This window comes from Stenotrophomonas sp. 82F1, assembly GCF_056861525.1.
Map to the genome: position 1 here is coordinate 495702 of NZ_JBSPUD010000001.1, position 21568 is coordinate 517269.

At 66.0% G+C, this 21568-nt stretch carries 14 protein-coding genes and 3 tRNA genes; 6 read left to right on the forward strand and 11 right to left on the reverse strand.

Features of this window, described 5'->3' with window-relative positions; all coding sequences use genetic code 11:
* Nucleotides 1-131 precede the first annotated feature (131 nt).
* A complete protein-coding gene (locus AC13GI_RS02310; RefSeq protein ID WP_482995366.1) occupies nt 132-3065 on the forward strand; it encodes a TonB-dependent receptor in 2934 nt (977 codons plus the stop codon).
* A gap of 11 nt (nt 3066-3076) precedes the next feature.
* Nucleotides 3077-4672, forward strand: a complete 1596-nt coding sequence (locus tag AC13GI_RS02315; protein WP_482995367.1) for an alkaline phosphatase D family protein — start codon at nt 3077-3079, stop codon at nt 4670-4672.
* 55 nt (nt 4673-4727) lie between these two features.
* Here AC13GI_RS02315 and AC13GI_RS02320 read toward each other — a convergent pair whose 3' ends face one another.
* The 4 genes from AC13GI_RS02320 to AC13GI_RS02335 all read right to left on the reverse strand — a co-directional run bounded on the left by AC13GI_RS02320 (nt 4728) and on the right by AC13GI_RS02335 (nt 11612).
* Nucleotides 4728-6836, reverse strand: coding sequence for a phosphocholine-specific phospholipase C (locus AC13GI_RS02320; RefSeq protein ID WP_482995368.1), 2109 nt, complete (start codon nt 6834-6836; stop codon nt 4728-4730).
* 10 nt (nt 6837-6846) lie between these two features.
* Nucleotides 6847-9225: a TonB-dependent receptor gene (locus AC13GI_RS02325; RefSeq protein WP_482995369.1), complete on the reverse strand. Its 2379-nt coding sequence runs from the start codon at nt 9223-9225 to the stop codon at nt 6847-6849.
* Nucleotides 9226-9342: 117 nt separating this feature from the next.
* Nucleotides 9343-10269, reverse strand: coding sequence for a c-type cytochrome (locus AC13GI_RS02330; RefSeq protein WP_482995370.1), 927 nt, complete (start codon nt 10267-10269; stop codon nt 9343-9345).
* Complete coding sequence (locus AC13GI_RS02335; protein ID WP_482995383.1) at nt 10266-11612, reverse strand: c-type cytochrome; 1347 nt, start codon at nt 11610-11612, stop codon at nt 10266-10268. The genes AC13GI_RS02330 and AC13GI_RS02335 overlap by 4 nt, the downstream gene beginning before the upstream one ends.
* Before the next feature lie 183 nt (nt 11613-11795).
* On the opposite strand from AC13GI_RS02335, the gene AC13GI_RS02340 reads away from it, so the two are divergent.
* Nucleotides 11796-12947, forward strand: a complete 1152-nt coding sequence (locus AC13GI_RS02340; protein ID WP_482995371.1) for an alpha/beta hydrolase — start codon at nt 11796-11798, stop codon at nt 12945-12947.
* Nucleotides 12948-12951: 4 nt separating this feature from the next.
* On the opposite strand, the gene AC13GI_RS02345 is transcribed toward AC13GI_RS02340, so the two are convergent.
* Nucleotides 12952-14091 carry an MFS transporter gene (locus tag AC13GI_RS02345; RefSeq protein WP_482995372.1) on the reverse strand — a complete coding sequence of 380 codons (1140 nt, stop codon included), beginning with the start codon at nt 14089-14091 and terminating at the stop codon, nt 12952-12954.
* A gap of 187 nt (nt 14092-14278) precedes the next feature.
* On the opposite strand from AC13GI_RS02345, the gene AC13GI_RS02350 reads away from it, so the two are divergent.
* Together AC13GI_RS02350 and AC13GI_RS02355 are read left to right on the forward strand one after the other, a co-directional pair.
* On the forward strand, nt 14279-14974 hold the full coding sequence (locus AC13GI_RS02350; RefSeq protein ID WP_482995373.1) for an alpha/beta hydrolase: 696 nt from the start codon (nt 14279-14281) through the stop codon (nt 14972-14974).
* A 157-nt stretch (nt 14975-15131) separates the two neighbouring features.
* Nucleotides 15132-17327 carry a TonB-dependent siderophore receptor gene (locus AC13GI_RS02355; protein WP_482995374.1) on the forward strand — a complete coding sequence of 732 codons (2196 nt, stop codon included), beginning with the start codon at nt 15132-15134 and terminating at the stop codon, nt 17325-17327.
* A 54-nt stretch (nt 17328-17381) separates the two neighbouring features.
* On the opposite strand, the gene AC13GI_RS02360 is transcribed toward AC13GI_RS02355, so the two are convergent.
* Complete coding sequence (locus tag AC13GI_RS02360) at nt 17382-18083, reverse strand: pirin family protein (protein WP_099820122.1); 702 nt, start codon at nt 18081-18083, stop codon at nt 17382-17384.
* A gap of 140 nt (nt 18084-18223) precedes the next feature.
* Between AC13GI_RS02360 and AC13GI_RS02365 the strand changes: the two genes are divergently transcribed.
* A complete protein-coding gene (locus AC13GI_RS02365) occupies nt 18224-19144 on the forward strand; it encodes a LysR family transcriptional regulator (protein ID WP_482995375.1) in 921 nt (306 codons plus the stop codon).
* Nucleotides 19145-19752: 608 nt separating this feature from the next.
* Here AC13GI_RS02365 and AC13GI_RS02370 read toward each other — a convergent pair.
* The 5 genes from AC13GI_RS02370 to AC13GI_RS02390 all read right to left on the reverse strand — a co-directional run.
* Nucleotides 19753-19829: transfer RNA gene (locus tag AC13GI_RS02370), tRNA-Arg, on the reverse strand.
* A 32-nt stretch (nt 19830-19861) separates the two neighbouring features.
* Nucleotides 19862-19938 (reverse strand) — tRNA-Arg (locus AC13GI_RS02375).
* A gap of 69 nt (nt 19939-20007) precedes the next feature.
* Nucleotides 20008-20084, reverse strand: a tRNA-Arg gene (locus AC13GI_RS02380).
* Entirely contained in the window at nt 20075-21001 is a 927-nt protein-coding gene (locus AC13GI_RS02385; protein WP_482995376.1) for an alpha/beta hydrolase family protein, read from the reverse strand. Before AC13GI_RS02385 ends, AC13GI_RS02380 begins: the two co-directional genes overlap by 10 nt.
* On the reverse strand, nt 20998-21568 hold a 571-nt coding region (locus tag AC13GI_RS02390; RefSeq protein WP_482995377.1), incomplete at its 5' end, for a PfkB family carbohydrate kinase. The genes AC13GI_RS02385 and AC13GI_RS02390, both read right to left, overlap by 4 nt.

The window sequence follows — 21568 nt, forward strand, 5'->3', positions numbered from 1 at the left end:
CTGATGGGCTGTCAGAAAAAATTCATCGAATCGGCGTTCTCCACTTCCGCCGATGCCGGCTCTTACTTGGGAGAAGCCGCTGTCGAATGCCGACGCGGTAGCAGCAATCCTCTCTCCTGCAAGGAACCGTGATGCGCAAGAAGCTCTATCTGTCGGTGGTACTGGCCTTGTCTCCCTGTCTGGGCGCACATGCGCAGGCGGTGTCGTCCAACGGGCTTGAGACCAAGGTCACTGCAGCGATCGCCGCGCAGCCATTGAGCCAGGCACTGGAGCAGCTGTCACGCAGCTCCGGCGTGCAGTTCCTGTATGCCGGCGCGGGCAATGCACCGATGGCGGGCGCGGTACCGCGGGGCGCCACCGTCAAGCAGGCGCTGGACACGCTGCTGGCCGGCACCGGCCTGCGCTACACGGTGCTGGACGGCAACGTGATCGCCATCGATGCGGCACCGGCCCAGCGCGAAACCAGGCCGGCCGCACCGGCACCGCAGCAGCCGCAAGCAGTGATCGCTCCGACCCTGGGAACGATCAAGGTGATCGCCGCCCATGAGGTGATCGATCAGAAGAAAACCTCGCCGGTGATCAAGGATTCGGTGATCTACGATGAGATGGACAGCTACGGCGATGAGACGCTGGCCGAGAGCCTGATGGCCGCGCCCGGCCTGAGTGCGGTGGAAGATGCGGGAGAGCCGCGCTATGTGACCGTGCGCGGTGTGCAGGCCAATCTCAACTACACGACCATCGACGGCATCGCGATCGCAAGCGTGGGTGGCAGTGGCTCCGGCGAGCGCATGAACAACCTGCAGCTGATTCCCAGCGACATCGGCACCCGCACGGACATCTACAAGAGTTTCAGCGCCGAGCAGGCGCCGGATGCCATTGGTGGTGTGATCGACATTATCAGCCGCAGTGCCTTTGACCGCTCCGGCAAGTATGTGTTCGCCGACGTGGCCGGCATCTATTCCACGGCCGAGACCAACGTGGGGCGCAGCGCGGGTGGCGACCACAAGACCCTGGGGCACTTCGGCAAGAGCGCCAAGGCGGTGTTCTCCAACCAGTTCGGTGCCGATGATCAGTTCGGCATCGTCGCTGTCGCGCGCTATGAACAGCGTTCGCGCAACAGCGTCAAGCGCTGGGTCGAATCGAACTATTACTACAACGATGCCGGCAAGTACCTCACCGATGGCACCACCGGCCCGGACGAGGCGAAAGGCTGGAACGGCCTGCGCGCGCCGGGCAACTTCAGTACCGGCACCTACACCAACTACATCACCAACTTCGGTGGTTCGGCCAAGCTGGAATGGAAGCCGTCGGACGATCCGTTCTATGCCTCGCTGCTGCTGTACTCGTACCGGTTCTACGAGAACTCGACGATGAACAAGACCGATCTGTATGGCAATGCCAAGTTCCCGATACGCAACCAGATCGAGGACGGCGGCACCACCCAGATCAACAGCATCTACATCAAGAACCGCCATGACCGCTGGGACCGCAGCAACCGCGGTGCGATCGCCAGCTTCAACTGGGATATCGGCGACCTTTCGCGGCTGACCCTGCGCGCCGGCCACACCGAAGAGACCTTCCACAACACCCAGGTCTACTGGGGCGTACGCGCGTACCCGAGCAACCTGTTCGTCGACTATGCCAACGACAGTCATGGCTTTCCGAACGCGGTGGGTGTGTCGGACTCCAGCCTGCTGACCAGCTCGGCGTTCAAGCTCAATCCCGCGCAGGCCTACATCTCGCCGCGTGACGCCAAGGAGAGCATCGACAACCTGCGTGCCGACTTCAGCTACAACATCGATGCCGATGCGCGCGGCTTCGGTCTTGCCGCCGGTGCCGAGTATCGCCACCTGAAGATCTGGCAGGACATCGATTTCGACTACTACAAGACCAGCGCGACCCTGAACGACTATCTGTACCCGGGTTCGACCCTGCTGGGCAGCGTCCCCGGCTTCCCGTTGATCGACAACCGCAAGTGGCATGACGAGCTGTACCCGAAGCTGGGCAACAACGATGCGGCCTACCCGAATGCCGATTTCACCAGCGACTACAAGTACGTGGAAGACATCGCCAATGCCTACGTCTCGGCGCATTACGCCTGGGACCGGCTGCTGCTGATCGGTGGCCTGCGCTATGACCACACCACCTTCGATGCGTTCAGCCCGTTCAGCGATGATGGCGGTACCACCTACACCTCGGCATTCCGCAAGAGCAGTGGCGGCTACAACAACCTGCTGCCGTCATTGAATGCGACCTTCAAGCTGAGCGAGAACCAGCGCCTGCGCTTCTCCGCCAGCCGCACGCTGGGGCGGCCGACACCCAGCAACATCGCCCAGGCCACCAGCACCAGCTGTGGCGATGACGAGCTGGGCGGAGGTTTCTGCACGATCAAGCAGGGCAATGCCTCGCTGCAGCCGCGCCGCTCGACCAATCTCGACCTGGCCTGGGACCTGTATTTCAACGGCAACAACGGCCTGGTGTCGGTCGCGTTGTTCGACAAGGTCATCAAGGACGACATCTACACCCTGACCACGTTCGAGAACATCGGCGACGTCCGCTATCGCGTCACCCAGCCGATGAACACCGATGAGTCGACGCTGCGCGGTGTCGAGTTCGCGGTGGCAAACCGCAATCTGCAGTGGGGCCGTCACCGCTTCGACATGTACCTCAATGCCACCCGCCTGGACGGGCAGACCAACTATCGCATCAGCGATGGCAGCGAGCGCCGCCTCGACCGCCTGCTGTACCAGCCGGACTGGTCGGTGAACGGCTCGGTGATCTGGCGCATGCCGTGGAAGAGCTCGCAGCTGCGTGTGTCCGGTACCTACCGCAGCCGCATGCTGGTCGACTTCGGCGATACCCAGTGGCTGGACTCGTATTACGACCCGTACATGACCTTCAACCTGGCCTTCAGCCACAAGGTCAGCAGGCACGTGACGCTGAAGTACGAGGCGAAGAACCTGTTCAATACCCAGCCGACCTACAGCACTGGTCCGAACGGACGCTTCCGCACCGAGATCGATGACTACGGTCGCTTCTTCTACTTCCACATCATCTACAACTGAGGGCGGCCGTCTTGGATACGATCAATCGCAGGCGCTTCCTTGCCCTGTCGGGTCTTTCCGCATTGGGGGCGTGGGCCGGGACCGCCCGCGCGCTGGCCGCGCAGAACGATGCGGCGGCGTTGAATCCACGCAATCTTCTGGCTTCACCGCGCTTTGCCAGTACGCCGTTCACCCTCGGCGTGGCATCCGGTGATCCGTCAGCCGACGGCATGGTGCTGTGGACGCGGCTGGCCACCGAGCCCTTGGTGTTCGGTGGCGGCATGCCCACCCGGCCGATGGTGGTGGGATGGCAGGTGGCCGCTGACGAGGCCATGCGCACCGTGGTACGGCAGGGAACCTCGCTCGCCCACCCCGAACTTGGCCATGCGCTGCACGTGGAACTGGACGGCCTGCTGCCGGGGCGGCCGTACTGGTACCGCTTCACCCTGGGAGGCCATGCCAGTGCGATCGGACGCACCCACACCCTGCCTGCCGCGAACGCGCCGATCGAGCGCGTGCGCTTCGCGGTGGCCGGTTGCCAGCATTTCGAGGAGGGGCACTACACGGCGTGGCGACATATTGCCGAGGAACCACTCGATTTCGTGTTCCATTACGGCGACTACATCTACGAGGGCGAAAGCCGGCCCGGCGTGCGGAAGATGAACGGTCAGCCGTTCACCAACCTGCGCAACCACGTTGGCCCACAGACCTATACGCTCGACGACTATCGCCGCCGCTACGCGCAGTACAAGACCGATACGGACCTGCAGGCCGCGCACGCCGCATCACCGTGGTTCGTGACGTTCGACGACCATGAAGTGGACAACAACTGGGCGGGTGCCGAAGACCAGGACGGTACGCCCAGCGAACTGTTCCTGCTGCGCCGCGCACAGGCGTTCCAGGCGTATTACGAGAACATGCCGTTGCGCGCTTCGTCGTTCCCGCGCGAGGGTCATATGCAGATGTTCCGTCGCGCACGCTACGGCACGCTGCTGGACCTGCACCTGCTTGATACCCGCCAGTACCGCAGCAAGCAGGTGGACATGGCGCAGCGCGGACAGGTGGAATCTGCCGAGCGCAGCATTGTGGGTGCGAAGCAGGAGCAATGGCTGTTCGATGGCCTGGCCGATGCCGCGCCGCGTTGGCACGCGATCGCGCACCAGGTCTCACTGGGCAATTACATGCGCGAGAAGGACGGCGTGGTGCAGTCTTCCGATGACCAGTGGTCCGGCTACCTGTCCAGCAGCCGGCGCCTGCTCGATCACATCCAGAAGGTGGGCTTCGGCAACGTGGTGACCGCCTGTGGCGATGCGCACCGCCACTATGCCAGCGACCTGGTGCAGGACAACACCGATTCCGGGGTGATCTCCAGCGAGTTCCTGGCGACCTCGATCAGCTCGGGCGCTGACGGGCAGGGCGTGGATGCCTATGCAGAGAACCAGCTGCGGCACAGTCCGCACCTGAAGGCGACGACGGACAAGCGCGGTTACGTGCTGTGTGATGTCACCCGCGATGCCTGGATCGGTGACATGAAGACCCTTGATACGGTCATGCGGCCGAACGGCACGCTGCAGAGCTGGAAGCGCTACGCAGTGGAGCACGGCCGACCGGGGTTGCAGGAGGCGTGAGCCTGCTGTCCTGCCCTGTAGCGCCGGGCAAGCGCCCGGCGCTACGGAAGTACTCTCAGCCGTGTTCGAAGCGCAACGGTGCGGTGCCCATGGCGGGGTCGCTGGTGCCGGCGCGGCCATCTTCGGCACGGCCGGCCAGGCGTTGCTCGACGCCCTCCGAGCGCACGATCAGGTCGTACCAGCCTGCGGTGGGTGTCGGGTCCCAGGCCAGGACGGTTTCCGCGCCGGCCACCAGCTGCAGTTCCCTAACGGGCATGTGGCCCGCGTAGGCACCGCCCTGCACCTTGACGCTGCGAGCTGAAGGCGATGGATTGCGCAGCACCAGCCGCAGCTGGCCGTCCGCGCGTTCCACCTGTGCATGCAGCGGCGCGAGCGTGCCCGCACCGCGATAGTGGCGATGGAATCCATTCGGCCCCAGCAGCCAGAGGTCGTAACGACCCTGTGCATCCAGCGGCCAACGATCCTGCAACGGGGCACCCGGTACCACGGTGTAACGGCGCGGGATGGCGTCCAGTCGCAGGCGGTCGTAGACATGCAGCACGGCCGTGGCGCCATCGCTGGCCAGCTGCAGGGTGAGGCCCAGGCCATCCACCGACGTGGCCTGCACCTGCGGCCGATAGGGCAGTGCCCGCGCAGGACGCACGCCCGGCTCCTGGCGGGCCGGATGCAGGCCATCGGGCAGCGCAGGCACGGTACGGCCGGGCAGGGCGGCGGCGCGCGCTGCCACGGCGGTGACGTCCGGCAGCGCCTTGACGAAGGGGCGCGTGTCGCGCTGGGCGAAGTCGAAGGCGTTGCTGAGATCACCGCAGACCGCACGCCGCCACGGCGAGATGTCCGGCGCGGCCACGCCGAAGCGTCGCTCGATCAGACGCAGCACCGAAGTGTGGTCATACACCTGCGAGTCGACCCAGCCGCCACGGCTCCACGGCGAAATCACATACAACGGGACGCGCGGGCCGAGCCCATAGGGGCGCCCGCGCAGCCCGGCGGCATCGTATTTCTCGTCGCCTGGTGCCGGGTTGCGGTGGTACTCGCCCTCGGTGCTGACCGCCGACGCACCGGCCCAGCCATCGCCAAGCGGTGAGGGCGGTGCCGGTGGCGGCACATGGTCGAAGAAGCCATCGTTCTCATCGAACATCAACAGCAGGGCGGTGCGGCTCCACACCTCCGGGTCGGCGGTCAATGCATCCAGCAGGCGTGCAGTATAGGCGGCGCCCTGCGCGGGGCTGGACGGCCCCGGATGCTCGCTGCCGGCCGCATCGGCGATGATGAAACTGACCTGCGGCAGGCGGCCGTTGATCGCGTCCTCGCGCAGCTGCGCCAGACCACGGGTGCTGACGCCGCGTGCGCGCAGTTCCGGGTCATGCCCCGGGTCACCGCGGTGTGCCTGGCGGAAGGCCTCGAACCCGGCCAGCGGGTTGTCGGTGAAGTTGTCGGCCATGTCCTGGTAGATCTGCCAGGACACGCCGGCCTGCTGCAGTCGCTCGACATAGCTGGTCCAGCGGTACGAGTCCGGATGGCCGCCCTGCTCGGGGAAATTGTCGTGCGAGTTTGCGATCACCGGGCCGCCTGCACGGGCCTGGGCATCGTTGTGGCCGGTCCACAGGAACACGCGGTTCGGGTTGGTGCCGGCCTGCATCGCGCAGTGGTAGGCATCGCACAGGGTGAACGCATCGGCCAGGGCAAACTGGAACGGCATGTCGCTGCGCTGGAAGTAGCCCATCGAATGGTTCTGCTTGGCCTTGGGCCAGTGCGCCATGCGTCCGTGGTCCCACGCCTGCTGTGCATCCGGCCAGGTGTGCGGCGTGCCTTCCACCCGCATGTAGCCGAAGTGCGCAGCGGTATCCAACGGGAAGGGGGCGATCGCGCGTTGCCCGCTGGCATCGGGCTGCAGCCACAGGCTGCGCGGGTGGTCGCTGCCGGGCAGGGGCGGCGCTGGGACAACGAAGCGGTCGCCGAAACCACGTACGCCCGGCAGGGTGCCGAAGTAGTGGTCGAACGAACGGTTCTCCTGCATGAACACCACGATGTGCTGCAGGTCCTGCAGGCTGCGCGTGCGCGAAGCAGGGGCGATCGCTGCTGCCCGGGCGATGCTGGGCAGCAGCGGCGAAAGGCCGGCGGCGACGCCGGCCTGCAACAGTCGGCGTCGGCCGGTATCGGTCACAGGGTCACACTCACAAGTCCACGCGGAAGGAGATGCCGACGGTGCGCGGGGCGCCGATGAAGGCGTTGTCGCGGCCGTCCACCCCTGCAAGATAGCGCTTGTCGGTCAGGTTGCTCACCACCAGGTTGGCACCCATGCCCTTCAGGCGCGGCGACAGGCCCTGCAGGTCGAAACCGATGTTGGCGTTGAACACGGTAGCCGAAGGCAGTTTGTTGACATTGGCCGCATCCAGGTAGCGCTCGCCGAGGTAGCGACCGGACAGGCCGAAGTTCCAGTTCTCACCCTGCCAGTCGGCCGACACCACCAGGATCTGCTCGGGCTGGCCGATCACCTTGGCACCGTCGACGATGCCAAGCTGCGTGTCGCGCGCGTCGTTGCCGCTGCCCAGGTACTTGGAGCGGTTGTAGGTGTAGGCGGCATTGATGCGCCAGCCATTGTCCCAGCCGTAGCCGAAGGCCGCTTCCAGGCCATTGCTTTCCACGCCGCCGAAGTTCTCGTAGACGCCATCGGTCTCGCCGAGGTAGTCGATGCCGCTGACCAGGCCGGCCGGCAGGTAGACGATGCGGTTGTCGAACTTGATGTTGTACAGGGTGACCGAAGCGGTCAGCGGCCAGCGGCTGATGCGCATGCCCAGTTCGATGTTGTCGGCGGTTTCCGGTTCGACGTTGCGGAAGCGCTGCGGATCGGTTTCACCCAGCACGCCGGAGGGGATCGCGGCGAAGTTCTGCGAGTAGCCGGCGAACAGCTCCATGCCCTCCACACCCGGGGCCCAGGTAAAGCCGGTGGACAGCAGCGGATCGGACTTCGAATCGGACTTCACATTCTCGGCGGCGCCGATCACACGGCGACGCGACTGGTCGACGAAGAACTGCTTCACGCCGAGGCGCGCGCTGAACGGACCGAAGCGGGCCACGTCCTCGACGTAGTACATCTGCTCATCGACCTTGTACTTGTCTTCGAACTGCACCCAGTAGGGCTGGTGGTCGAAGGCGATGTCCTGGCCGACGTTGAGCAGGCGGTGCCAGTCGCGGCGCACGGAACGGTCGAGCTTCTCCACCCACAGGCCACCGCGGATCGTGTTGTCGATCGCGCCGAAGGTCTGCCGCCATTCGACGTCGGCGGTGACGCCCATGCGATCGTTGTCGTAGTGGGAATGGCGGTAGGACTGCGCGCCCTGCACATTGCCGGCGTAGCAGTTGGGGTCGTACTCGGCGCTGAAGCCGAGTCGCGGCGTGCAGTTGGCCAGACGCTGGGCGGAACTGCCATCGGGGTTCACGAAGTAGATCTGGCCACGGTTGCTGCCGCCGTAGACCGTCCTGCCGCCGAGGTACTCCGACTGCGGGCGACCGGCGCCATCGTCGCTGACATCGGCCAGGTACGGCGGCAGCCAGTCACCGCGGCCCTGCATACGGTGCCCGTAGGCGGCCATCGAGGCCTTGAAACCGTTGCCGCCATCAAAGGCTGCGCGCAGGTAGCCGAAGGTGTTCTCGCGCAGCGCGCGTGAACCGGAGCGGTAGTTCTGGTCCAGATACGGAATGCCGGTGAGGGTGCCGACCAGGCCGTCGCGGTCCGGGTTGGTGGCGAAGCCCTTCGGTGAAACGCTGGTGTACTCCGGTTCGTCGGCATCGTTGTAGGACAGGTAGCCGGTCAGGGTCCAGCGATCCAGTTCGGTGATGAACTTGCCGGCGATGTTGTCGTTGCTGGTGTGGCCGGTGCCATCGATCCAGTCATGCACGCGCGCCGACGATGCGCTGATCCACGCGCGGGTGTGTCCGCCCAGCAGGCCGGTGTCGTAGCGTACGTAGTACTTGCGTGCTTCATTGTCACCGGCACCCACCACCATGCGCAGGCGCTGTTCCTGCAGTGGATCGCTGGTGAGGAAGTTCAGGGTGCCGCCCAGCGCTTCGTTCGAGCGCGAGGAGATATCGGCAGTGCCCTGGCTCACTTCCACCGTTTCCAGGTCGAGCGTATCGATGTAGCGGTTGGCCAGCGAGCCGCCGCCATACCCGGAGCCGCCATTGGGCAGGCCGTCGATGGTGGTGCCGATCTGCTGGGTATCGCGGTTGGTGACGAAGCCGCGCATGCTGATCTGCGTGCCCCACACCGACGAACCGGTGGCATCGGCTTCGCTGACGACCACGCCGGGCACTTCGTTGAGCGCGCCATTGACGCTGCTCAACACGGTCTGCCGGTTCAAGGTTTCCTGGCGCACCGAGGTCTTGGCATAGCTGGTGGCCTGGCCGATCACCTGCACCTGGTCCAGGGTCCGCGCGTCGGCGCTTCGCGTATCGGCTGCATCGCCCTGCGGTGCTTCAGCCAGGGCATCCAGTGCGGGAGCAATCAGCAGGGCAAGCAGCGAGATACGGGGAAAGCGCGCAATCGTTCGCATCGAAACCGGACCTTCAGGAGAGGAAAGTCCGGGAGTGTCGGCAGCGCCGATGACATGGCGGTGACGCGCAGATGCAGGGAGTGTGTTGTGTGACGCCGGCAACACCGGCGGCGTCCCTCAGTAGCGCGCGTCCTTCGGTTTCGGGTCGCGTGGCCAGTCCTTGGCCTTGCCGGCAAAGTCCGGGCGCGGTTGGTTGATGAAGTAACTGGCGATATCCACCGCATCCTGGTCGGGCATCACCTGCTGGCCCAGAGGCGGTTCACGGCTCACCGCCGGCGGCATGTTGTGCTTGACGAAGCCTGCGGCCTTGTACAACCGCGCCATGCCGGCACCGATGTTGAAGCTGCGCTCGCCCCACAACGGCGGGAACGCGATATCGCCGCTGGCATCGCGCTGGCCTTCGCCGTTGTCGCCGTGGCAGGCAGCGCACTGCGCGGCATACAGCGCCTGCCCACGTATCGGGTCCGGCGTCAGCGTGCTGTCGATCGGCCCTTCGCTGGGCGCGGCCACGCGTGCACCCTCCGGTACCGGGCGGCTCAGCCACGCCATGTATTCCAGCATTGCGCGCATCTCCGGTGCGTCCTTGGCCAGCGGTTTGCCGTTCATCGAACGCTGCAGGCAGCCGTTGATGCGCTCGGCCAGGCCGATTTCCCTGCCCGGGCGCGGCATGTAGCGCGGGTAGCTGCCACCGCCGGTGTTGAAGTAGTGATTGCCGAACGGTCGCTTGCCCTCGGCCATGTGGCAGGAATTGCAGTTCAGATCGTTGCCGACGTTGTCCGGCAGCAGGCGTGCGGTCTCGTTGAGCAGGCGACGGCCGAACATCACTGCGTCTGCGTTGCCGAGGCTGGCGATCTCTTCGGCACTGGGCACGTGGTACTGGCCCACCCGCTGGCCGTGGCCGTCGAGGATATCCAGGGTCCTTGCCACCTCCGCGTCCAGGTCCGGGTGCAGATGCTGGTACAGCAGCGTACCGGCACCGGCCAGCAGCACCGCAACCACTGCGCTGGTGATCAACGCTGTCGAACGCTTCTTCGAACGCCTCATTGCGCCGTCTCCTGCGGGACCACATGCAACGGCTTGTCACGCACCACCCGGCGCATGCGCGCCACGTCCAGTTCGCTGACCGCACTGGCCTGGTTGCCCCAGCTGTTGCGGATGAAGGTGAGGATGTCGGCGAGCTGCGCATTGGGCAGCTGCTCGAAGCCCGGCATGGTGAACGCCATCCGGTCATGCGGCGTGTGCGGCGTGCGTCCACCGATCAGGGTTACCTGCACCAGCGAGCTGGGATCGTCGGCGAACACGATGGAGTTGCCGGCCAGGGCAGGGTAGACCCGTGGCATGCCACGGCCATCTGCACGATGGCAGGCCTGGCAGTGTTCGGCGTAGGCCAGCGAACCGGCCACCCGGTAGTCGCCGCCGCGCAGTGCGGTGGTGGTGGTGTCGGTGCCCGGCGTCCACTGCGCGCTGCGACCGTCGCGTGCTGGCAGCTGCTTCAGATACCGCGCCATCGCCAGCAGATCGGCATCGGACAGGTACTGCGTGCTGTGCTCGACCACATCGGCCATGCCGCCGAAGGCCGCGGAACGATCGGTGCGGCCGGTACGCAGGAACTCGACGATCTCGGCTTCGCTCCAGCTGGCCAGGCCGGTGGCCTCGTTGCGCAGGTTCTTCGCATACCAGCCTTCCAGCACCGAGCCGGACAGGAACTGGCGGCTGCCATCGTCGGCCATCGCCTTTTCCTGGAAGGCCAGCCCGCGCGGGGTATGGCAGGCGCCGCAATGGGCCAGGCCTTCAACCAGTTCGGCGCCGCGTTGCTGGCCGGCATCCAGGGTTGGATCAGGGGTGAAGCTGCGCGGGCGCGCGAACAGCAGCTGCCACCAGGCAAGCGGCCAGCGCATGTTGGCCGGCCATGGAATCGTGCTGTCGGCGTTGTCCTGCCGGACCGGCTGCACCGCGCCCATGAAGTAGGCATACAGCGCCTTGATCTCGGCGTCGCTGGCGATTACGTACGAGGCGTAGGGCATTGCCGGATACAACGGCTGGCCGTCATGGCGGATGCCACGCCGAACCGCGCGCTCGAAATCCGCATAGTCGTACGCGCCGATGCCGGTATCCGGGTCCGGGGTGATGTTGGTCGAATACAGCGTGCCCATCGGCGTCTGCATGCCAAGCCCACCGGCGAAGGGCTTGCCGCCCGGTGCGGTGTGGCAGGCGGCGCAGTCGGCGGCACGTGACAGATACCGGCCCTGCTCGATCAGGGTCGGGTCGTGGATATCGACCTCGGCCTGTTGCCGCGGGGCGAACCAGTACGGCGTGCTGCGGGCGATGCCGTAGGCGGCGACCAATGTGGCGGCCAGGGCAATGGCGAGCTTGAACGAGGTGCGCATGCCGGCACTGTGGCCATTGATGCGATGGCGTTCATTGATCCGGATCAATGCTTCGGCCGGTCGCGACATTGTGACAAGCTGAATCGATCCTGCGCTGTCATCAACCCGTCATCCGGCTGCGATAGATGGCGTCGGGCGTGACCGCTAACCTGCCACGCTGTCGCACTTTTCCCCTGACTGCCCATGAAGCGCCTGCTGCTGCTTTTGCTGGCGTGCGCCGGCCTGTGGCTGGCTGCATGCTCTTCTTCGATGACCGCCTCGTCCACCTCGCTCAGCGACCGCCTGATCGCGCCCGGTGGCGTTTCGACCCTGCTTGATCAGCCGCGGATCGCCGCCGCCGTGGCTGCGCTGCCGAACCGGCATGGCTTTGCCGCGGGCCGTGATGGCGTGCCGATCTTCTGGCGTGCTTTCGATCCGGGCGACTATGGCGCGCACTACCACTACCTGCCGCAGCAGCACCAGAACGGCCTGCCGCTGGATACCGGGCTGAGCCTGGCGGTACCGCAGCCGTTCCGCGCGCAGGCGCCGCGTGGCACCGTGGTGCTGCTGCACGGCTGGATGATGAACGGTGATTCGATGCTGCCGTGGTCGCTGCAGCTGGCCGAGTCGGGCTACCGCGTGGTCACCCTGGACCTGCGCAACCATGGCCAGTCCGGCGCCGGCCCCTCCGGCTACGGCACCTACGAATCGGACGATGTGGTGGATGTCATCGCCGAACTGCGCGCGCGCGGCGAGGTGACCGGTCCGCTGTACCTGTTCGGCGTTTCCTATGGCGCTGCCACCGCACTGTTCACCGCCGACAAGCTGGGCGACCAGGTCGCAGGCGTGGTGGCGATGGAATCGTTTGCCAATGCCGGCGTAGCGATCCGCACCATGATTCCGCATCTGATGGCGCTGCAGCCGGAAGGCTTGAAGGCAAAGGCCATCGCCTCGTATGCACGCTGGCGCTACGGCAGCCAGGACATCAACCAGGTGGTGGCCGCCGCCAGCCGCCGCATCGACGTGGACCTGGACAAGGTGGATGTTGCCCGCGCGCTGGCCGATACCCGTGCCTGCGTGCTGCTGCTGCACGGGCAGGGCGACCAGCACATTCCGGTCAGCCAGGGGCGTGCGCTGGCACAGGCCAACCCGCGTGCGCACTACATCGAGATGCGCGGCGAAGATCACATCACCCTGCCGCTGCGGCTGGACCTGCTGGCCGGGGTGGTCGATGACTGGATGGCACGCGACGAACACCACCCGAAGTCCGCGTGCCCAGCGCCGCAGTTGCCGGCCCAGGCCGAGTGGCTGGTGCACGGCGTCGATGCACCGGCAAAGACCCCAGCGCGCAGCTGAGCCTTCAGGGCAGGCGGCGGGCCAGTGAACGCGCCGACGCCGCCACGCCCAGCAGCATCGCCGCCACGCACAGGAAGGCAAAGCCCAGGCTGGTGGCGTGGGCGAGCGCGCCGATCGCTGCGGGGCCCGCAAGGATGCCGGCATAGCCCAGCGTGGTGACTGCGGTGATCGCAATGCTCTCCGGCATCGCGCGCTGCTGGCCGGCCATCGAGAACAGGGCGGGCACGATGTTGGCGCAGCCCAGGCCCACCAGCACGTAACCGACCAGCGCCATCGCGAAGGAGGGCACCAGCGTGGCCAGTGCGAAACCGGCTGCTGCGGTGATGCCGCCAATGACGATGGTGCGGGTGCGGCCAAGGCGCTCGACGATGCCATCGCCGAACAGGCGCATCGCGGTCATCGCCAGCGTGAACACCGCAAAGCCGGCACCGGCCTGGTCGCGCGGCACCTGCCGCACTTCGGCCAGGAATACCGCGCTCCAGTCGAGCATCGAGCCCTCGGCCAGGAACACCACGAAGGCAAGCACGCTGATGAACAGCACGACGCCGTGCGGCACGGCCAGCATCGGGCCATCATGCAGGATGCGCTGCGGGCGCCAGTGCGGGGCCGACAGCACGGCCACCAGCAGCATGGCCGCCACGGCGACCAGTGACGCCAGCCACAGCGGCGTACCGAGAAGCAGCAGGCCGGTCATGCAGCCGGCGCCGACGAAGCCACCAATGCTGTAGAACGCGTGGAAGCCGGACATCATCGGGCGGCCCGCATCGCGCTCGACGGCCACCGCCTGCATGTTCATCGTGCAGTCCATCGCGCCCACGCCCGCACCGAACACGAACAGCGTCGCCCCCAGTGCCAGCGGCGTGGGAGCGAGCGTCAGCAGTGGCAGGGCGAGCAGAATCAACGCCGTGGTGGCGATCATCAAGCGGCGTGAGCCCAGCCGCGCGGTCAACGCACCTGCCAGCGGCATCGCCAGCAATGAGCCCAGCCCCAGGCACAGCAGCAGCCCGCCGAGGCTGGCATCGGACAACCCGGCCTTGGCCTTGGCGAACGGCACCATCGGTGCCCAGGCAGCAGTGGCAAAGCCGGGAATGAAGAAAGCAGCGCGGGTCGCGTGCTGCTGGGCGCGGGGAGAAGAAGGCGTCATGCGCGAGGAAGGCTCCAGAGGATCGCCCTCATGAAAACGTTTTCAGGCGCGCCGGGCAAGTGCCATGCGTGACATCGGGCGACGCATACGATTGCAGTGGGCCGGATGCGTCACCGTTGATTAACGCCATCGGTGGAGAGTAGCCCGACGGTCGGCATTCCGCCCGGCCGCTGCCGGAGATCAGCGCATGAGCACCACACCGACCATCCTCCTCGTCCATGGCTTCTGGGGCGGGGCCGCACACTGGGCCAAGGTGATCCTGGAACTGCACCGCAAGGGCTACGACCAGGTGAAGGCGGTCGAGCTGCCGCTGACCTCGCTGGTCAACGACGCCGAGCGGACGCGCCGGATGATCCGCCAGATCGATGGCCCGGTGGTGCTGGTCGGGCACTCCTACGGGGGCGCGGTGATCACCGAAGCCGGCAACCAGCCCAACGTGCAGGGCCTGGTCTATATCGCTGCATTTGCCCCGGACAGCGGTGAGAGCCCGGGCGGCATTACCCAGCAGCACCTGCCCGAAGCGGCACCGAACCTTGCCCCGGACAGCGATGGCTATCTGTGGCTGCGCGCGGACAAGTTCCATGAGAGCTTCTGCCAGGACCTCAGCGCCGACGAAGGCTGGGTGATGGCGGTGACCCAGAAGGCGCCGCTGGCCAGCACCTTCGGCGATGCGATCAGCGATCCGGCGTGGAAGCACAAGCCGAGCTGGTACCAGCTTTCCAGCCAGGACCGGATGATCTCGCCACAGAACCAGAAGGCCATGGCCGAACGCCTGCAGCCCAAGCGCCTGCTGCAGCTGGAAGCGAGCCATGCCTCGCTGGCCTCGCATCCGGCCGAAGTGGCAGCACTGATCCTGGAGGCGGTGGCGGCCGTCGACGGCTGACGTTTGCCACGGGGCAGCGCCTGCTCAGGCCCGGGTGCCACCCACGACAGCGGAAGCGCAGGAGAGTAAACTCCTGCGCCTGCGGCCCTTGGCCGCCATTCCCCCTTTTCCCTCGAGCCGCCGCCAGAGGATCCCACTCCTTCGTGGAGGTCCCGTCGTGTCGTCCGTGCCTGTTCGTTTTTCCGTGCTCTCCCTGCGTCGTCGCCCGTTGGCGAGGGCCCTTGCCCGTGGTCTTCTGCTGACCTCAGTGGCCGCGGCCGGCGCCGCCTCGGCGCAATCCGCACCGGCTGAAGAAGAGGGCAAAACGCCCTCGCAGACGCTGCAGACCGTGCAGGTCACGGCCAACCAGCTGGGCACCATCACCGAAGGCAGCGGCGCCTACACGCCGGGCACCATCGCCACCGCTACCCGCCTGGTACTGACGCCGCGGCAGACCCCGCAGACCATCAGCGTGATCACCCGTGCGCAGATGGACGACTTCGGCCTGGACGGCATCGATGACGTGATGCGGGTGACCCCGGGCATCAGCATCGTCACCTACGACAGCGAGCGCACCGAGTACTACGCGCGTGGTTTTGCCGTGCAGAACTTCCAGTACGACGGTATTCCGATGTCGCGCGACTCGGCCTATTCGGCCGGCAATACGCTCAGCGATACCGCGATCTACGACCGCATCGAAGTGCTCAAGGGCGCTACCGGCCTGCTGACCGGCATGGGCGATCCCGGCGCGACCATCAACCTGGTGCGCAAGAAGCCGGGCAGGGAGTTTGCCGGCAGTGCGACGCTCGGCGTCGGCCGCTGGGACGACTACCGTGCCGAAGTCGATGTCGGCGGCCCGCTGACCGCCGATGGCCGCGTGCGTGGGCGTGCGGTAGGTGCCTGGCAGGACAAGCATTCCAATCTGGATTTCTACCAGCGCACCAGCAAGGTGGGCTATGCCGTGCTGGAAGCCGATCTGGGCGAACGCACGCTGCTGACCGTGGGCGGCGACGTGCTGGAGAGCGATCCCAAGGGCTCGACCTGGGGCGGCATTCCGTTGCTGGACAGCCAGGGCAATTTCAATGACATGCCGCGCTCGTTCAACAACGGTACCCGCTGGAGTGGCTGGCGCCAGTACGTGCGCACCGGCTTTGCCACGCTGGAACACAGCTTCGACAACGACTGGGTGGCCAAGCTGCAGCTCAACCACCAGGTCAACGGCTACGACGCGGCGCTGGCCGGTGCGGCCGGTGGCAATCCCGATCCGGTCACCGGCGAAGGCGTTTCGTTGTGGCTGGGCAAGTATGTCGGCAAGACCGTCAGCAACGCCGCCGACTTCTACCTGAGCGGCAACTTCGGCCTGTTCGGTCGTCAGCATGAACTGGTGGTCGGCGGCAGTGCGTCGCGCAAGCGCTGGACCAACACCGGTTATTCGCCGCAGCCCGGCTATCCGACCGCCGTTGCCGACTACAACAGCTGGAAGGGGGATATCCCGGAACCGGAATGGCAGCGCGGTTACGGCAACAATGAAGTGACCCGCGAGAACGGCCTGTACGTGGTCGGTCGCTTCGATGTGGCCGACCCGTTGAAGGTGATCGTCGGCAGCCGCCTGGCCAGCTACCGTTCGCCGCAGACGCGCGAGACCGGCGTGTTCGTGCCGTATGCCGGCGTGGTCTACGACCTCGGCGAGCACTATTCGGTCTACGCCAGCTACAGCACCATCTTCAAGCCGCAGGGTGAGCGCGACGAACAGGGCAGGACGCTGGATCCGCTGGAAGGCCGCAGCTATGAAATGGGTCTGAAGGCGGAGTTCTTCGACGGCCGCTTCAATGCCAGCGCGGCGCTGTTCCAGCTTGACCAGGACAACTTCGCCCAGCCTACCGGTGGCAAGACGCCGACCGGCGATATCGCCTATCGCGGATTGATGGGGGTGCGCACCAAGGGCTACGAACTGGAGTTGTCCGGACGGCTGGCCGAGGGCTGGCAGGTGCAGGGCGGCTTTGCGCACAAGATCGCCCGCCAGGCAGGGACCAAGGTGTCCACGCTGGAGCCGGAAAACCAGTTCAGCCTGCACACCAGCTACCGCCTGCGCGGCGACTGGCAGGGGCTGACCGTCGGGGGCGGCGCGCGCTGGCAGGATTCCACGTTCGGCACCATCACCAACCCGGCCAATGGTGCGTCGGTGGTCCATCGCACCCAGCCGTACTGGCTGCTGGATGCCATGGCGCGCTACCAGTTCAACGATCGCCTGTCGGCCACCGTCAACGTCAACAACCTGCTGGACAAGCGCTATTACACGATCTTCAGCTGGTACAGCACCTACACCTGGGGCGAGCCGCGCAACGTGCGGCTGGCGGTGACGTACAAGTTCTGATCGCGTTGCCACATGACAAGCCCGCGATGCCGGACGGCATCGCGGGCGTGTGGGTTACAGCGGCAGGTCGAACACCAGCACTTCGGCGTCGTTGCCGTTTTCCAGGGTCAGCTGTGCCTCGTCGCTGACCTGCAGCGCGTCACCCGCTTCCAGCGTGATGCCGTTGACCTGCAGCTGGCCCCGCGCCACCTGCACATACGCGCCGCGGCCGGCAGCCAGGGCGTGATGCAGCTTCTGCTCGCCATCGAGGATGGTGGCGAAGATGCGCGCATCCTGGTGGATGTGCAGCGAGCCATCGGCGCCATCCGGCGAGGCGATCAGGCGCAGCTGGCCGCGCTTGCTCTCCGGCGTGAAGTGGGTCTCCTCATACGACGGCGTGATGTTCTCGGTCTGCGGGAAGATCCAGATCTGCAGGAAATGCACCGGATCGGTGGCCGAATGGTTGAACTCGCTGTGGCTGACGCCGCTGCCGGCGCTCATGCGCTGCACGTCGCCGTAGCGCAGCACCGAACCGGTGCCCATCGAGTCCTTGTGCTCCAGCGCGCCACCCAGCACGTAGGAGACGATCTCCATGTTGCTGTGGCTGTGGGTGCCGAAGCCCTGGCCGCCGGTCACCTTGTCTTCGTTGATGACCCGCAGCGGGCCGAAGCTCACATAGCGGGGGTCGTAGTAGCTGGCGAACGAGAAGGTATGGCGCGAGGACAGCCAGCCATGCTCGGCCAGGCCACGGGTAGCGCTCTTGCGGATCTGCAGCATGATGGAATCTCCTTGTTCGATGGTTTCGATGGGGCGGGATGGGCTGGCAGCCGCTGTGTTTTCCCGTTGAGGAGAAGTATCCGCTTGCACCTGGGGTTTGAAAAACGGATAGTTTTGACAGCCATCATCGAAAATTTCGAATGCTCAAGCTCAGCCTCGATGCCCTGCAGATCCTGGACGCGATCGACCGCCGAGGCTCATTCGCCGGCGCCGGCAAGGCCCTGCACAAGGTGCCCTCGACCATTTCCTACACCGTGGCCAAGCTGGAAGAGGACCTTGGGGTGCAGCTGTTCGACCGGATCGGCCCGCGGGCGGAGCCGACCGAGGCCGGGCGCGCGTTGCTGGAGGAGGGCAGGCACCTGCTGCGTGCGGCCCGGGAGCTGGAACTGCGGGTACGGCGCGTAGCCTCGGGCTGGGAGGCTGAATTGACCCTGGCGGTGGATTCGGTGTTCCCGACCTGGCTGCTGGGGCCGGATATTGCTGCATTCCGTGAGGTGGCGGCGCCGACCCGATTGCGCCTGTTTGGCGAGGCGTTGTCCGGCACCTGGGAATCACTACTGGACCGGCGCGCCGACCTGTTGGTCGGTGCACCGGGCGAGGGTCCCAGTGGCGGGGGCTACGTGGTCGAGCCGCTGGGTAGCGTGGGTTTCGTGTTTGCGGTGGCGCCGGAGCATCCGCTGGCGACCGTGCCGGGTGTGCTGGGCCGCGAGCAGTTGGCGCCGTACTGCGCGATCGCGGTATCCGATTCGGCACGACGCCTGCTGCCACGCACCGTGGGCCTGTTGATGGGCCAGGAGACGTTGACCGTGCCGGACATGGCCAGCAAGTTGAAGCTGCAGTGCCAGGGGCTGGGATTCGGCTTCCTGCCCGAACCGTGCGCGCGCGCGGCGGTGGCACGCGGCCAGCTGGTGATCCGCGAGGTCGAGGAGCACAAGCCGGAAGAGACCTTCTGGCTGGCGTGGCGCACCGGCGAAGATGGCGCGGCCCTGCGCTGGTGGCGCGAGCGCCTGCGACGGCCGGAGCTGCTGGCGCAGTGGTGGCAGGCGATGGCGGAGGGGTAGGGTGCGGCAGGGCTGCGCCCTGCACCTGCCGAGGCAACAGTAACAGTCAAAGCCAAAGCCAAAGCCAAAGCAACAGCGGGTATTCCGTGGGATGGCGGGGTGGGTCCGGTTGCGGGGGACGCCGCAAGTACGTCCCTGTAGGCTTGGGCGCGCCATCCATGGCGCTTACACCCCCGCAACCGGACCCACCCCGCCTTCGACAGATCTCTGCGATCTGTTGGATGGCATGGCCTGCTCTTGGCCTGCTCTTGGTGGGTGTCGACCTTGGTCGACACGTAGATCCACGCCATGCGTGGATGCTCTTCGTTCAATTGTCGAAATATTTGATCTCGATGAGATTCATCCACGCATGGCGTGGATCTACCAGATCGCGGAAATCTGTCAGAGGTGGGGCGGCATGGGTAGGCAGGACCGTTGGCGCCATGGATGGCGCCATCGAGCCCCCATGGATGGGTTTACGGCGTGTCCTGCCTACCCATGCCGCCCCGCCACCCACGGAATGCCTGCTTCTGCTGTTGCCGTTGCTTTGGCCTCTGCGGGTGCAGGGCGCAGCCCTGCCAAAAAACACAAAAAAAAACAGCAGGCCGAGGCCTGCTGTTTCGGTGTAATGGTGCGCCCGGAGAGATTCGAACTCCCGACCGCCTGGTTCGTAGCCAGGTACTCTATCCAACTGAGCTACGGGCGCCAATTACATAAACTTGTTGTGTTGATCGTGTGTGGTGCGCCCGGAGAGATTCGAACTCCCGACCGCCTGGTTCGTAGCCAGGTACTCTATCCAACTGAGCTACGGGCGCGCGGTACACAATCAACTTACTTCTCTATTTTACTGCACTTCCAGCGGCGGATGCTGAAGGTCTGTCGAGTGGTGCGCCCGGAGAGATTCGAACTCCCGACCGCCTGGTTCGTAGCCAGGTACTCTATCCAACTGAGCTACGGGCGCCCTGCGACAGGAGCGGAATTATGCGGATGTCGGCGCGAGTCGTCAACGCTTTTGTGAAAATTTTCACCCAACTGAATGGAAAACGCCTCTGCGACAGCCTCCGGGTGTTTCATCCACGCAAAGTGGTCAGCTCGCGTACCCAGCTCCTGCGCAGAAAGCACGCGCAGCTGTGAGGCGACATTCGGCAGTTTCGCCAGCAGCGCCTGCATCGATCCGATAGGCGCCAGCCAATCGTTTTCCATCAGCACCGCCTGCGCACTGCCATGCACACGCGTCATCTGGGCGTCCAGATCCTCGCCCATGCCCGCAGCCGCGTAGTGATTGTTCAGCCCTACGCGCGCCCAGTCGGCGATCAGCCCGCGTGCTTCGGTGCCGCCGAAACCGAGCCGGCGCCCGTGCAGCACGCCCTGGCGTCGCGCGATCCACGGCAGGAAGCGATAGATCAGGGGCAGCAGCCAGCCGCGTGGTGGTGGGAACGTACGCCAGAACGGGGTGCCGCTGGCGGCCAACCACAATCGATCGAACGCCTGCGGCTGGCGCCCGGCGTGTACGCAGGCCAGCTGGCCGCCCAGGCTGTGACCACCAATGATCCATGGCAGCACGTCCTGCGCGTTGTCGTCAGCGGCGAGCAGCGCCTGACTGGCCGGCAGGTCGTGGTCGAGAATCTGTTTGTAGCCCCAATCCTGGGCGCGCGACGGGCGCAGCGAACTGCTGCCATTGCCGCGCCATTCGTGCAGGTAGACCGCCACGCCCCGGGCGGCCAGTGCCTGCGCCAGCGGCAGGTAATGGCGTGCGGCCACGCCCAGCGCTGGCAGCCACAACAACCGCGCCAGTGGCTGTGCAGGCACGCAGGCGATGACCTCGTAACGGTGGCCATCGCCGCTGTCCACGGCGAGTGCGCGTGGCGAATCGCTCATGCGTGCGGTGCCGCGCCGAAGTGGTCGAGCACCAGCACCTCACTGCGGCCGGGCGCATAGCCCTGCTGCAGACCGCGCGCCACGTAATCGATGCCGGCTTCGCAGGCATTGGCCAGGCTCAGCCCGTTGCACAGCTGCGCGGCAATGGCCGAGGCCAGCGTGCAGCCTGTGCCGTGCGCATCCAAGGGCAGGCGGGCATGGATGAACTCTTCGCTGCTGACGCCATCGAAGTAACGGTCGACCACGCGGTTGCCCTCATGCAGGTGGCCGCCCTTCAGCAGTACCGCACCGGCACCCAGATCAAGAAGTGAGGCGGCGGCCTGCTCTGCGTCGTTGCCATTGGCGATGCTGCGGCCGACCAGCAATTCCGCTTCCGGTGCGTTGGGGGTGACCAGGGTGGCCAATGGCAGCAACCGTTCGCGCATTGCCTGCAGCGCGCTGTCCTCCAGCAGGCGGGCGCCGCTGGTGGCGACCATCACCGGGTCCAGCACCACGTGCGGTGGTCGATGGCGTTCCAGTGCATCGGCCACGGCGTGGATCACCTCGGCGTTGGCCAGCATGCCCAGC